Raw genomic sequence first — 12,698 nt, 5'->3', positions numbered from 1 at the left:
GTCGAATGGAACCCTGCCCTGCCGCGCGCCGTCCGCCTCGATGGCGACAGCTTGCGTCTCGGCGGCCCCGCCGACAGCGTCGGTCGGCGTATCGAACGCTGGCTGAAGGCGCAGGCGCTCGACCTGATGGCAGAGGAAAGCCGTACCATCGCGGCGCGCGCGGGGCTCGTCGTCGGACGAATCGGGGTCGGCGATCCGCGCAGCCGCTGGGGCAGCTGCACCGCGACCGGCGACCTGCGCTACAGCTGGCGGCTGGTGATGGCGCCCGACCATGTCCGCCGCGCAACCGTCGCGCACGAGGTCGCGCATCTTCGCCACATGGATCACGGCCCCGCGTTCCACGCGCTCGTCGACGAATTGCACGACGGCGACGTCGCGGCGGCGCGCAGCTGGCTACGCCGCGAAGGCCGCGCGTTGCATCGCTACCGGTTCACCTAAGCCGAAGCGCTAGTTTCCGGGCGCCGGATTCTCGCGCCCCTGAACGCGCACCGTCGTGCTCTTCACGGCGGGTGGCAGCGCCTTGTTCGCGGGTGGCGGGGCGGCCTTGGGTGCCGGTTCCGAGCGTCCCGTCTGTTCGTCGAGCCAGCGCTGGTCGAGCACCGGCCCATCCTCGGGCGCGGGCTGCGGGGTACCCGCATCGGGATTGGCCGGCGGGCGGCTGTCATAGGGCAGCTCGATCGGCATCCCGTTTTCGTCGACCATGCCGCCCTCGCCCGGCTCGCCGAAATAGGCGTCATCCTCTTCCTCGAGCTGCCAGTCGGGCAGCTTGACCTCGGTGTCGAACGCCTCGACCGGACGCCGCGCGACCGCGATGCGCATGAAATCGGCAAAGGCCTTGGCGGGCGCGCGGCCGCCCTGCAATCCGCCGACGGGTTTCGCATCGTCGCGGCCCATCCACACCCCGGTGGTCAGCCCGCTCGAAAAGCCCAAGAACCAGCCGTCCTTGTTGCTCGACGTCGTGCCGGTCTTGCCCGCGACGGGGCGGCCGATCTGCGCCGCGCGGCCGGTGCCGGTGGCGACCGCCGATTGCAACAGGTCGGTCATGCCCGCCGCGACCCAATTGTCGACCAGCACCGTGCCGCGCTCGGGCGCGCGCTGGTACAGCAGACGCCCGTCGGCGGTGGTGACCTTGGTGATGCCATAGGGGGCCGCCGACACGCCCTTGCGCGCGACGGCCGCAAAGGCCGACGTCATGTCGATCACCCGCACCTCGGCGCTGCCGAGCACCATCGAGGGGTGGGTGTTGACCGGGGTCGTGATGCCGAAGCGGCGCGCCATATTGGCGACGGTCGAAAAACCGACCTCGTCGCCCAGCTTCGCCGCGACGGTGTTGACCGAATAGGCAAAGGCGGTGCGCAGGTCCATCGCGCCGGCGAAGCGCCCCGACGAGTTGCGCGGGCTCCAGCCGTTGATCGTGATCGGCTCGTCGACCACTTCGTCGTTCACTTTATACCCTGCCTCGAGCGCGGCGAGATAGACGAACAATTTCCATGCCGAGCCCGGCTGGCGCACCGCCTGGGTGGCGCGGTTGTAGTTGGAGGCGACATAATCGGTGCCTCCGACCATCGCGCGCACCGCGCCGTCGCGGTCGATCGCCACCAGCGCGCCCTGCACCCCTGCGGGGGTATTGGCCTGGATCGCCGCCGTCGCCGCGCGCTGCATGCCGAGGTCGATCGTCGTATAGACGTCGATCGCCTCGCTGCCCTCGTCGATCAGCATGTCGAGTTGCGGCAGCGCCCAGTCGCTGAAATAGCGCGCGCTGTTCTGCCCGGTCTCCTGCGCCATCTGCACATCGGCGGGTTTGGCGCCGTCGGCCTGCGACTGGGTGATCACCCCGGCATCGACCATGACGTTCAGCACGACCCCGGCGCGGCCCAGCGCGGCGCTGGCGTCGGCGGTCGGCGAATAACGCGACGGCGCCTTGACCAGCCCTGCGACCACCGCCGCCTCGGACAGCGACATCTGCGTCGCGCTATGCCCGAAAAAGCGCCGCGACGCGGCGTCGATGCCGTAACTGCCGCCGCCGAAATAGACCTTGTTGAGATAAAGTTCGAGGATCTCGTCCTTCGAGAATTTCCATTCGAGCGCCATCGACAGCACCATTTCGCGCAGCTTGCGCGAGAAGGTGTAGCTGTTCGACAGGAAGACGTTGCGCGCCAGCTGCTGGGTGATCGTCGATGCGCCCTGCAGCCGGCGGCCGGTGCCGCGATTCTGCACCGCCATCATCGCCGCGCGCGTCATGCCGACGGGGTCGACCCCGGGGTGATAGCGAAAGCGCCGGTCCTCGACCGCGACCATCGCGTCCTGCATCACCTGCGGCGTTTCCTTCAGCGTCAGCCAGCGCCCGTAATTGGGCCCCAGCGACAGGAACACCGTGCCGTCCGATGCATGGACGCGGATCGTCTGGCCGGCGGGCGACTTTTTCAGCTCCTCGAAACTCGGGATGCGCTGCACCGCGATGCCGACCGCCACCGCCAGCGCGATCAGGCCGACGAGCGCGAGGCCCAGGCCCCAGCGGATGGCCCGCCGCAACCAGACGCGCCAGCGTGGCGGCTCGCCCTTGGCAGGCGATCCGCCCGATTTGGCGCTACCCGACGATTTCCCTGACGAAGCCTGCTGTCTTTCGCGGCGCAAAGCCGATTTCCTTCCCTCGCCGCGCCCCTGACCGCGTCAGCCCATATTGGTCCGCATCGAGGGTTGGCCCGTCAACCCGCGTCGGTCTTGGCGTCATCCGGCGAGCGGTCCGCGAAGTCAAGCGCCGCGCTGTTGATGCAGTAGCGCAGCCCGGTCGGTCCGGGGCCGTCGGGGAAGACATGACCCAGATGGCCTTCGCACTTCGCGCAGCGTACTTCGGTGCGCACCATGCCATGGCTGGTGTCGGTTAGTTCGGCGACTGCGGCGCCGTCGGCGGGCGCGGTATAGCTTGGCCAGCCCGACCCGCTGTCGAACTTGGTCTTGCTGTCGAACAAAGGTTCGCCGCACCCGGCGCAGCGATAGACGCCGTCGCCCTTATGGTCGGTATATTTGCCGGTAAAGGCGCGCTCGGTGCCGCCCTCGCGCAGCACATGATGCGCCATCGGATCGAGCGATTTGGTGGTTTTCGGGTCGGTCATGGCGGCGTTTCTCCTCGGCGGTTGCGCGCGATGTCGCGGACGCACGTCCGTTGGTCGCAATATCGGGCTGAAGCCCGGTTTCCGCAAGGGCCGCCGGTCAGTCGCCGGGTAGCCGCGTCGTCCTCGACATCCAGCGCACCAGCGGCGGTGCGAGGCCTGCTATAGCCACCATCGGCGCGGCGCTCCGTCGGCTTTCGCCGATCCGCCAGATCAGGTTCGCCAGCGCGAAGGGCCGCGTCATCCGCGCTGCCAGCCGGGCCTGGTACTCGGGCGCGGCATTCGCCCCGCCGTGCCGCCATGCCGCCACAGCGGCGTCGGCGCTCGCCAGCGCGATGCCCATGCCTTCGCCCGCCAGGCTCGGGATCACCCCCGCCTGGTCGCCCAAGCGAAACAGTCCCGGTGTCGTGACGCCGCTCCGCCAACCATAGGGCACATGCCCGATCGCATCGATCGCGGCGCTCCAGTCGGCAAAGATCAGCCGTTCGCCGAGCCGGGCATTTTGCTCGCCGAGCCGCCGCAGCAGCGCCTCGGGAGCCCCACCCACCGCGTCGAGCCGCGACTTGTGGACCGCGAGGCACAGGTTCGTGCTGCCGTCCTCCTGTCGCACCAATCCTGCGTAACCGCGATCAAACAGGTGCAGCTCGACCGCATCGCCGACCAGCCGGTCGAGGCTCGCGCCCGGCGGCAACCGCAACCGCAACCCCATCACCGGATCATCCCGTTGCCAGGCCGCCGGTTCGCGCGCGAATCCGCGAAAGCCATGCTTGCCCGCCGCGAGGAAGATCGACGGCGCGTTCAGTTTCGCGCCATCGCGGGTCTGGACGGTGCCGTCATCCAGCCCGGTCGCGTGGACCCCGCGCTCCAGGCCGGCCCCCGCCCTCACGGCCGCCGCTTGCAGCGCCGAATCGAGCCGCCACCGCGACACCCCCATCGCCGCCTCGGGCAGCATCGTCTCGCTCGACCGCGTTCCGGCGAACAGCCGCACCCGGCGCACCGTCTGTCCGCCCAGCGCCTGCGCATCGATCCCGAGCGCCTCCAGCCGCGCCAGCGACCGCCAGCTCAAAAACCCGCCGCACAGCGCATCGCCGGTCTCGCGGCTCCGTTCGAGCAGCAGCGTCTTCGCGCCCGCGCGCGCCAGCCCGATCGCCGCCCCGGCGCCCGCCGGTCCCGCGCCGATGACCAGCGCATCGGGCGCGCTCACCGCACCCGCTCGACGCACAGCCGATAGGGAAAGCTGCGAAAGACGCGGCATTGCGCCATCGTATCGGGCAGCGCTTCGGCGAGCATCGCCTGCCACTCGCCGCGCCGGAAACTGCGTCCGACCGACAGCTGTCCGTCGCGCCGCACGATCGGGTCCGCCCACGCCAGCGCCGCGAGCAGGGGAAACCCCATGAAAGGCAGGCGCTGGCGGTGCAGATCATTGACCAGCCACCCGCGCGCGGCTTGCGCGTCCATGAAGCGCAGAAATTCGCCGCGCTGATCGACCGTCATATGATGGGTGACAAGGCTCGACAGGATGATGTCCCACCCCTCGCCCGCCAGATCCTGGTAATCGCCGGTCACGAACCGCGCCCGCCCGCCGAGCCTTGCTTCGGCGACGGCTGCGCTCTTGGGATTGAGGTCAACCCCGACCAGATCGAGCGCGACCCCGCGCCGGTCGCCCCAGCGCGCGATCCGCGCCAGCATGTCGCCCGCGCCGAACCCGACGTCGAGGATACGCCAGGGCGTGTCGCCAATCCCCCGCGCCCGCACCCGTTCCAGAAAGCCCAAAGTTGGCCGCGCCGCCAGCGTCAGCGCATTGATCCGCGACAGGTCGGCCAGCACCTTCGCATAGCGGCCCGGCGCCAGCTCGACCGCGTCCATCTCCTCCTCGGCGATGATCGGCGTGGCCAGGCTGGCGAAGGGGTTCATTGCTGTTGATCGGGCGCGGTGAAGCGGATCGCTTCGGCGGCGAGCCCGGGGCCAAAGGCGATCGCGATGCCGTCCCCTTGAGCGTCGCGCTCCATCATCCGCGCGAGCACGAACAGGATCGTCGCCGACGACATATTGCCCCACGCCGCGAGCACCGCGCGGCTGTCGGCGAGCGCGTCGGGCGGGACATGCAGCGCCGCCTCGACCGCGTCGAGCACCGATCGCCCGCCGGCATGCACCGCGAGCAAGGACGGCGGCCCGTCGTCGCCGAACAGTTGCGCCTGGACACCCGGCTCGCCCAGCGCGGCCCGCAGCCGCCCGGGCACCTCGCCCGACAACTGCATCTCGAACCCCTTGTCGCCGATATCCCAGCGGATCAGATCTGCGCTGTCGTCGAGCGCGAGGCTGCGGCCCTCGCCGAGCGCGAGCCCGTGCGCCGCCGCCGACACGATGCCTGCCGCCGCGCCATCGCTGAATTGCAGCATCGCGAGCAAAGGTTCGGGCTGGTCGGCCAGGCTGAGGTGCAGCGTCGACAGCTCGACGCTCACCACCAGCACCACCGCATCGGGCTCGGAACGCGCGATATGGCGCGCATTGCGGAGCGCGGTGACCCCCGCGTAACAGCCCATGAACCCGATCAGCACCCGCTCGACCGTCGCCGCCAGCCCCAGTCGCCGCGCGATGATCTGGTCGATCCCCGGCGCGACGAACCCGGTGCAGCTCGCGACCACCAGATGCGTGACGCGCGCCGGATCAAGGGCCGCGCCGAGCTTCGCGATCGCCTGCAATGCCAGTTCGGGGGCGTGCGCCGCATAGGCCGCCATCCGCACCGACGTCGGCGGCAGGCCCGGAACATCGTAAAATCCGCCCGGCGCGACCGGCGATCCGCCGCCTGGCGTCGGCGGCAACACCGACCAGCGATGGTCGATCCCCGAGCGTCCGGTCATCCGCGCAAAGATCGCGCGCACCCGTTCGTCGGTCAGCCGCGGCGTCGCCCAGTCGATGAAGGCCTGATGGATGTCATGGTCGGGCGTCGCGGTGGCGAGCGTGTTGAGCCAGGCGGTCGGGGAAGCGGGGGGCATGGGGCAGCTTTGGATCAAAAGCGAAGAGCAAGCCAGCGGATTAGCGCCCGCGCCGCTTTACCGCCGATTAACCACAATGCCGCTATTCTGCAGGGGTGAAATTGCGCCTTTTCCTTGTGCTCGGCTTGCTCCTCGCGGCCCCGTCGGCGGCGTCGGCGCAATGCATGTTGTGCGGACAGGAGGGTGCGACCGGCGGCACGGCGGCGCGCAAGGTCGAAACGCCGCTGCGTGTCGAGGTCGAAACCCAGCTCGACATGGGCCGGGTCGCGGTCGGCGCGATGGGCGGCGCGGTCGAACTCGACCCGCTGTCGGGCGCGCGCCGCCTCAGCGGCGATGTCGTCGATCTCGGCGGTTTCGCGGTGACCGGCACCGTCACCGTGACCGGCGAACCCGGCGCCGAAGTCCGCGTGATCCTGCCGACCAGTGTCGACCTCGAAAGCGATCGCGGCCGCAGCGCGCGCGTCTCGGGCCTCGTCACCGACCTCAACGCCGCGCCGCGCCTCGGCCCCGATGGGCGTTTGCAGTTCCGTTTCGGCGGCCGGCTGCAGATCGCCGGGCTCGACGACGGCGACTATCGCGGGCGCATTCCGGTAACGGTGGAATATCAGTAAGGATCGACACCGACCTTGGCCTCGCGCCGCGGGCTTCGTTCAGAACCGATTGCTCGGGATTTTTGTTTCGCACAAAGACACAAAGGCACGAAGAAGTAGCTCGCGGCCGCAAGGCCGCCTCATCATCATCGCGCTGTCTGGCCACAATGGAAAAAGAACGAAACCGCTTCGCGGTCGGCACGACATCTTCGTGCCTTTGTGTCTTTGTGCGAAACAAATTTCGCCGACATTCGCGACATAGTGCTCCGTCTCTGTTTGGCGTGACCCTCCTGTCTCTCTGCCAAAACCGGTCGTTCAGCCTCGCGCCCCGAACAACGCCGTCCCCACGCGCACATGCGTCGCGCCCAGCATCACCGCCGTCTCATAATCGCCGCTCATTCCCATCGACCGCAGCGGCAGACCGTGGCGCTCGGCCAGCTCGTCGAGCAGCGCGAAATAGGGCGTCGGCGCGACGTCGGCGGGCGGGATCGCCATCAGGCCGTCGATGGTCAGCCCGGCGTCCTTCGCCTCTGCCAGCAAGGCGGGCAGGTCGGCGACCGCGCAACCGCCCTTCTGCTCCTCGTCGCCGATATTGACCTGCACGAACAGCGTCGGTTGCCGCCCCGCCTTCTCGCAGGCGCGCGCCAGCGCCGCGACCAGCGACGGCCGGTCGACCGAATGGATCGCGTCGAACAGCGCCACCGCCTCTTCGGCCTTGTTCGACTGCAGCTGGCCGATCAGGTGCAGCACCACATCGGGTGTCTCGCCGCGCAGTTCGGGCCATTTGCCCGCCGCTTCCTGGACGCGATTTTCGCCGAAATGGCGCTGCCCCGCCGCGATCAGCGGGCGGATCGCGGCGGCGTCATGCGTCTTCGACACCGCGATCAGCTGGACGTCGCTCGCCTTGCGCCCCGCGCGCGCCGCTGCCGCCGCGATTCCCGCGGCGACCCCGGCCAATCGCTCCGCTGCACTGTCCATGGCTTTTCCTTCGCTGGCGCCCGCGCGTTGCGCGCGGCGGCGACGCGCCTATAGAAAAGCCGATGCCCCGGCGCCACCCCCTCTCAAGACCATCGGGCCGACTGCCGCAGTGCTGGCTGTTCACCGATGCGCGGCTCGGCGACGCGGTGCTCGCCGCCGCTGCGGCGCTCCCGCCGGGCAGCGGCATCGTCCTGCGCGATGATGACCGCGCGTCGGGCGATCGCTGGCGGCTGGTCCGCCGGCTCGCGCGGATCGCCAAAGCCCGCAATCTCGTGCTGCTGCTCGCCGGATCTCCCGCGCTGGCGCAGCGCTGGGGCGCCGACGGTGTTCATCTGCGCCAGCATCGCGTCAAGCAGGCGGCGGCGGCGCACCGCCTCGGCCTGATCGTGTCGATGCCGGTCCATGACCCCCGCGAAGCCCGCGCCGCGCGTCGCGCCCGCGCCGACCTCGCGTTTGTGTCGCCGCTCCATCCGACCCGCTCGCATCCCGGCGCCGCATCGCTGGGCCGCGCCGCATGGCTGCGCCTCGCGCGGCGCAGCGGGGCGCAGCCGGTCGCTCTCGGCGGCCTGACCCCGGCGCGCGCGCGGGTCCTCCGGCGCGCGAGCCGGGCAAGCGGCCTCACCCCCGGCTGGGCGGCGATCGATCATTGGCTGGAAAAAGTGGCGAGAGGCTAGCTGGCAAGCCGGGCCATAAATCCCGTTTGTGTCGAGCGAAGTCGAGACCCGCTTGGGAAGCGCCTGCCTTCGGGGTGTCTCGACTTCGCTCGACACAAACGGAAAAAGAAGGGCGGTCTGCGAATCATTCAAAAAACCGGCATCAATCGGATTTTTTGACGGATAAGGAGGCGAAACGCCGGGTTTAGAAGCGGAACGCGGTGCCCACATACACCGCCTGGCTGTCGCGGCGCGTATCGGTCAGCGGCTGGACGCTATCCTCGCTCTTGTAGCGAACGCCGGCGGTGACATCGAGATTCTTGGTCAGGCGATAGCTGCTGACGACGTCGACGGCCTGGTCGTCGCCCGGCGTGGTCAGGCGATCGGTCGCGCCGGCGGGGTCGCTCGGGCGCGCCAGCATCCGCGTCGCAAAGCGCGACTTCTTCTCATTCTGCTCGGGCGCCTTGGCCTGCGGCAGGTTGCGTAGGTCGAGACCGCGCGGCAGCGCCGGGGTGACGAATTTTTCGAACCCGACCGATGCGCCGAGGTTGTAGGCGACCGGGGTGATCGCGACCGGGGCCTTGCGGTTCATCGCCAGCGCCGAGGTCATCGCCGCGCTGCCATTGTCGTCGCGGGCGCGGATCACGACGGTGATCGCGCGATTCGGACGGTTCGTGTCGGTCAGGGCCGGGGTGAAGCTGAAACTGCGCCGCGAATCGGCCGACACTTTGGCATAGCGCGCGATCAGCCGCGGGTCGCCCGAAGCGGGGGTGAATTGCCCCAGCAGCGTTTCGGACAAAGAGGTTTCGCGAATGCGGTCGGCGCGGCTCATCGCGGCGAGGGCGGGGGGCAGGGCAAGCGAAGCGGCCGCCAAAGCGACGACCCCTGCTTTCCAGAAATGGCGCTTGCTGCGCGGCATTGTCTGCGACTCCAACCCCAGTACCCGATCTAGATAGGCCCGATGCGCGAACTTTTCCAGTGATTCGCGAGAAAGCAAATCTTTAGCCCCCGATTATCCTGGGGCTGTTGCGTGATGACCACAGTGCAGCGTTAAACTGACTCCCCGATGAACGGCGCGAACAAGCGCATTCGCGCGCTTGCCGCCGCGCGGCATGCGCGATAGAGACGCTCACAAATCTCGCATGCGCGGCGTTCGACCGCGTCCTTTGATAAGGTGTTTCGGCATGTCCAAGCTTTCCGTCCCTGCCACGCTCGGCGCTCTGTCCGGTCGCCGCATGGCCACGCTCGCGCTTCTCGGGGTCGCGACGCTCGGTCTTTCGGCGTGCGGCGGCGGCAAGGCGCGGCCGCGCGCCGACCTCGCGGCGAGCCAGGTCACGACGATCGGCGTGAACAGCTATTTGTGGCGCGCCAGCCTCGACGCGCTGTCGTTCATGCCCTTGCTCCAGGCCGATTCGTCGGGCGGGGTGATCATCACCGACTGGTATGCGAACCCGGGCAATCCGAACGAGCGCATGAAGGTCACCGTGTCGATCCTCGATCGCGACCTGCGCGCCGACGCGCTGCGCGTCGCCGCCTCGCGCCAGGTCGCCCAGAACGGCACCTGGGTCGATGCACCGGTTCAGGCCGCGACGGTGCAGAAGCTCGAGGAAATCATCCTCACCCGCGCCCGCGATCTGCGCCGCGGCGCATTTGAAGGCTAATCTTCGGCGCCCGCGCGGCGCCGCCACCGCAACGGGAAAAACAGCATGACCCGCGAAACGCGCTTTGGCGCCATGGCCGCCGACGCCCGCTGGCAGGCGGCGTGGGAGGCGGCGAACAGCTTCGCCACCACCGACAGCGCCGACGCCAACGGAGAGGAACGGCCCAAGGCCTATATCCTCGAAATGTTCCCCTATCCCTCGGGGCGCATCCATATGGGGCATGTCCGCAATTACGCGATGGGCGACGTGCTCGCGCGCTTCAAGCGGATGACCGGCCACGACGTCCTCCATCCGATGGGTTGGGACGCCTTCGGCATGCCCGCCGAGAACGCGGCGATGGAAAAGGGCGTCCATCCCGGCGGCTGGACGCGCGACAATATCGCCTCGATGCGCGGCCAGCTCAAACGCCTCGGCCTCGCGATCGACTGGAGCCGCGAACTCGCGACCTGTGAGCCCGACTATTATGGGCAGGAACAGGCGCTGTTCCTCGACCTGTTCGCCGCCGGGCTGGTCACGCGCAAGCACAGCTATGTCAATTGGGACCCGGTCGACATGACCGTGCTCGCCAACGAGCAGGTGATCGACGGCCGCGGCTGGCGCTCGGGCGCGCTGGTCGAAAAGAAAAAACTGTCGCAGTGGTTTTTGAAGATCACCGACTTCGCCGAGGAATTGCTCGACGGATTGGGCAGCCTCGACAGCTGGCCCGACAAGGTCCGGCTGATGCAGGAAAACTGGATCGGCAAGTCGCAGGGGCTGGAGTTCAGCTTCAAGATGGCGGGCGGCGCCGTCGGGTTCGACGTGTTCACGACGCGCCCCGACACGCTGTACGGCGCCAGCTTCGCGGCAATCTCGCCCGACCATCCGCTGGCCGAACGCCTTGCGAAGGATTCGCCCGAACTGGCCGCCTTCATCGAGGCATGCCGCCGTCAGGGCACCGCCGCCGAGCAGATCGACACCGCCGAGAAGATGGGGTTCGACACCGGCCTCGCGGTCGAGCATCCGCTCGACCCGGCGCTGCACCTGCCGGTCTGGGTCGTGAACTATGTGCTGATGGATTATGGCACCGGCGCGATTTTCGGTTGCCCGGCGCACGACCAGCGCGACCTTGATTTCGCCCATAAATATGAGCTGCCGGTCCACCGCGTCATCGCCGACGGCGATGAGACCGCGCAGCATTTCACCGGCACCGAGGCCTATACCGGTCCGGGCAAGCTGGTGAACAGCCACTTCCTCGACGGCATGACGATCGACGAGGCCAAGGCCGCCGTCGTCGCGCGCGCCGAGCATGAAGGCTGGGGCAAGGGCACGACCGTGTGGCGCTTGCGCGATTGGGGCGTTTCGCGCCAGCGCTATTGGGGCACCCCGATTCCGTTCATCCATTGCGAGGCCTGCGGCATCGTCCCGGTCCCCAAGGGCCAGCTCCCGGTCGTGCTGCCCGAGGATGTCGATTTCTCGGTCCCCGGCAATCCGCTCGACCGCCATCCGACCTGGAAACATGTCGCCTGCCCGACCTGCGGCGGCGCGGCCTTGCGCGAAACCGACACGCTCGACACCTTCGTCGATTCGTCCTGGTATTTCCTGCGCTTCGCCAGCTCGCCCAGCGACAAGCCCTTCGACGCGGACGTGATCCGCCGCTGGCTGCCCGTCGACCAATATATCGGCGGCATCGAGCATGCGATCCTCCACCTGCTCTACGCGCGCTTCTGGACGCGCGCGCTGAACAAGATGGGGATGATCGACATCCAGGAGCCCTTCGCCAGCCTGTTCACGCAGGGCATGGTGACGCACGAAACCTATAGCCGCGATCAGGGCGAAGGCCTGCCGCCGCTCTATTTCACCCCCGACGAGATCGAGCGCCGGCCCGACGGTGCGATCCTGACCGCCGACGGCTATACCGTCGACGTCGGCCGCGTGATCAAGATGTCGAAGTCGAAGAAGAATGTCGTCGATCCCGACGCCATCCTCGACCAATATGGCGCCGACGCGGTGCGCTGGTTCATGCTCTCCGACAGCCCGCCCGAGCGCGACCTGCCGTGGAGCGAGGCCGGCATCGAGGGCGCCTGGCGCTTTGTCCAGCGCCTGTGGCGGCTGTTCGGCGACACCGAAAATGTCGGCGACGGATCGGAAGACAAGGGCCTCGCGCGCAAGCTGCACCAGACGATCGCCGGTGTCGCCGCCGATATCGAAGCCTTGGGCTTCAACAAGGCGGTGGCCAAGGTCCATGCGCTCGCCAACGAGGTCGAAAAGGCCGCGCCTTCGTCGACCCGCGCCGAAGCGTGCCGCACCCTGATCCTGCTCGTCGCGCCGATGCTGCCGCATCTCGCCGAGGAAGCCTGGGCCACCTTGCCTGCGGGGCAGCGTACGACCGCGATGGTCGCCGACGCCGCATGGCCCGCCGCCGATCCGGCGCTGCTCGTCGATGACGAGGTCACCATCGCGATCCAGATGGCGGGCAAGCTGCGCGACACGATGACGCTCGCCAAGGGGCTCGACAAGGACAGCATCGAGGCGGCGGCGCTCGCACGTCCGCGCATCGTCGAACTGCTCGCCGGCGCGACGCCGAAGAAGGTGATCGTGGTCCCCGACCGGCTCGTGAACATCGTTCCCTGATCGGATGATCGGGAACAAACCCCTCTCCTTTCCGTTCGTCCCGAGCGAAGTCGAGGGACGTCTGGCGCCGCATTGGCGTGTCTCGACTTCGCTCGACACG

General features: G+C 68.6%; 12 protein-coding genes. 5 read left to right on the top strand and 7 right to left on the bottom strand.

Annotation, left to right across the window (positions count from 1 at the left end):
• Nucleotides 1-438, top strand: a 438-nt coding sequence (locus tag ACREB7_RS18740) for a M48 family metallopeptidase (RefSeq protein WP_431593785.1), incomplete at its 5' end; no start/stop codon positions are given.
• Nucleotides 439-447: 9 nt separating this feature from the next.
• Here ACREB7_RS18740 and ACREB7_RS18735 read toward each other — a convergent pair.
• The 5 genes from ACREB7_RS18735 to ACREB7_RS18715 form a co-directional block, all read right to left on the bottom strand.
• Nucleotides 448-2,634, bottom strand: a complete 2,187-nt coding sequence (locus ACREB7_RS18735) for a transglycosylase domain-containing protein (protein WP_431593784.1) — start codon at nt 2,632-2,634, stop codon at nt 448-450.
• A gap of 71 nt (nt 2,635-2,705) precedes the next feature.
• Nucleotides 2,706-3,113: a peptide-methionine (R)-S-oxide reductase MsrB gene (gene msrB, locus ACREB7_RS18730; protein WP_431593783.1), complete on the bottom strand. Its 408-nt coding sequence runs from the start codon at nt 3,111-3,113 to the stop codon at nt 2,706-2,708.
• A 97-nt stretch (nt 3,114-3,210) separates the two neighbouring features.
• Complete coding sequence (locus ACREB7_RS18725) at nt 3,211-4,314, bottom strand: NAD(P)/FAD-dependent oxidoreductase (protein ID WP_431593782.1); 1,104 nt, start codon at nt 4,312-4,314, stop codon at nt 3,211-3,213.
• Nucleotides 4,311-5,024: a methyltransferase domain-containing protein gene (locus ACREB7_RS18720; protein WP_431593781.1), complete on the bottom strand. Its 714-nt coding sequence runs from the start codon at nt 5,022-5,024 to the stop codon at nt 4,311-4,313. The genes ACREB7_RS18725 and ACREB7_RS18720 overlap by 4 nt, the downstream gene beginning before the upstream one ends.
• Nucleotides 5,021-6,106 carry a type III polyketide synthase gene (locus ACREB7_RS18715; protein ID WP_431593780.1) on the bottom strand — a complete coding sequence of 362 codons (1,086 nt, stop codon included), beginning with the start codon at nt 6,104-6,106 and terminating at the stop codon, nt 5,021-5,023. Before ACREB7_RS18715 ends, ACREB7_RS18720 begins: the two co-directional genes overlap by 4 nt.
• A gap of 95 nt (nt 6,107-6,201) precedes the next feature.
• Between ACREB7_RS18715 and ACREB7_RS18710 the strand changes: the two genes are divergently transcribed.
• The gene (locus tag ACREB7_RS18710) at nt 6,202-6,717 is read left to right on the top strand and encodes a DUF4402 domain-containing protein (RefSeq protein ID WP_431593779.1); all 516 of its coding nucleotides are present in this window, start codon (nt 6,202-6,204) and stop codon (nt 6,715-6,717) included.
• 294 nt (nt 6,718-7,011) lie between these two features.
• Here ACREB7_RS18710 and ACREB7_RS18705 read toward each other — a convergent pair whose 3' ends face one another.
• Nucleotides 7,012-7,674 carry a YggS family pyridoxal phosphate-dependent enzyme gene (locus tag ACREB7_RS18705; RefSeq protein WP_431593778.1) on the bottom strand — a complete coding sequence of 221 codons (663 nt, stop codon included), beginning with the start codon at nt 7,672-7,674 and terminating at the stop codon, nt 7,012-7,014.
• 62 nt (nt 7,675-7,736) lie between these two features.
• On the opposite strand from ACREB7_RS18705, the gene ACREB7_RS18700 reads away from it, so the two are divergent.
• Nucleotides 7,737-8,348 carry a thiamine phosphate synthase gene (locus ACREB7_RS18700; protein WP_431593777.1) on the top strand — a complete coding sequence of 204 codons (612 nt, stop codon included), beginning with the start codon at nt 7,737-7,739 and terminating at the stop codon, nt 8,346-8,348.
• 184 nt (nt 8,349-8,532) lie between these two features.
• Here the strand turns inward: ACREB7_RS18700 and ACREB7_RS18695 are convergent, their stop codons facing one another.
• On the bottom strand, nt 8,533-9,246 hold the full coding sequence (locus ACREB7_RS18695) for a hypothetical protein (protein WP_431593776.1): 714 nt from the start codon (nt 9,244-9,246) through the stop codon (nt 8,533-8,535).
• A gap of 316 nt (nt 9,247-9,562) precedes the next feature.
• Between ACREB7_RS18695 and ACREB7_RS18690 the strand changes: the two genes are divergently transcribed.
• A complete protein-coding gene (locus ACREB7_RS18690) occupies nt 9,563-9,988 on the top strand; it encodes a DUF3576 domain-containing protein (RefSeq protein WP_431593786.1) in 426 nt (141 codons plus the stop codon).
• A gap of 45 nt (nt 9,989-10,033) precedes the next feature.
• Nucleotides 10,034-12,598, top strand: a complete 2,565-nt coding sequence (gene leuS, locus ACREB7_RS18685) for a leucine--tRNA ligase (protein WP_431593775.1) — start codon at nt 10,034-10,036, stop codon at nt 12,596-12,598.
• The last annotated feature ends 100 nt before the right edge of the window (nt 12,599-12,698 follow it).

Origin of the sequence: Sphingopyxis sp. (assembly GCF_050725615.1) — a bacterium.
Classification (GTDB): Bacteria; Pseudomonadota; Alphaproteobacteria; order Sphingomonadales; family Sphingomonadaceae; genus Sphingopyxis.
The sequence above is the reverse complement of the archived record's forward strand: the minus strand, read 5'-3'. Positions and strand labels throughout refer to the sequence as shown.

Bases quoted from the DNA above. Each gene is read 5' to 3' on its own strand.
- msrB (WP_431593783.1), bottom strand. From the start codon at position 3,113: ATGACCGACCCGAAAACCACCAAATCGCTCGATCCGATGGCGCATCAT.
- ACREB7_RS18720 (WP_431593781.1), bottom strand. From the start codon at position 5,024: ATGAACCCCTTCGCCAGCCTGGCCACGCCGATCATCGCCGAGGAGGAG.
- ACREB7_RS18715 (WP_431593780.1), bottom strand. From the start codon at position 6,106: ATGCCCCCCGCTTCCCCGACCGCCTGGCTCAACACGCTCGCCACCGCG.
- ACREB7_RS18705 (WP_431593778.1), bottom strand. From the start codon at position 7,674: ATGGACAGTGCAGCGGAGCGATTGGCCGGGGTCGCCGCGGGAATCGCG.
- ACREB7_RS18700 (WP_431593777.1), top strand. From the start codon at position 7,737: ATGCCCCGGCGCCACCCCCTCTCAAGACCATCGGGCCGACTGCCGCAG.
- ACREB7_RS18695 (WP_431593776.1), bottom strand. From the start codon at position 9,246: ATGCCGCGCAGCAAGCGCCATTTCTGGAAAGCAGGGGTCGTCGCTTTG.
- ACREB7_RS18690 (WP_431593786.1), top strand. From the start codon at position 9,563: ATGGCCACGCTCGCGCTTCTCGGGGTCGCGACGCTCGGTCTTTCGGCG.
- leuS (WP_431593775.1), top strand. From the start codon at position 10,034: ATGACCCGCGAAACGCGCTTTGGCGCCATGGCCGCCGACGCCCGCTGG.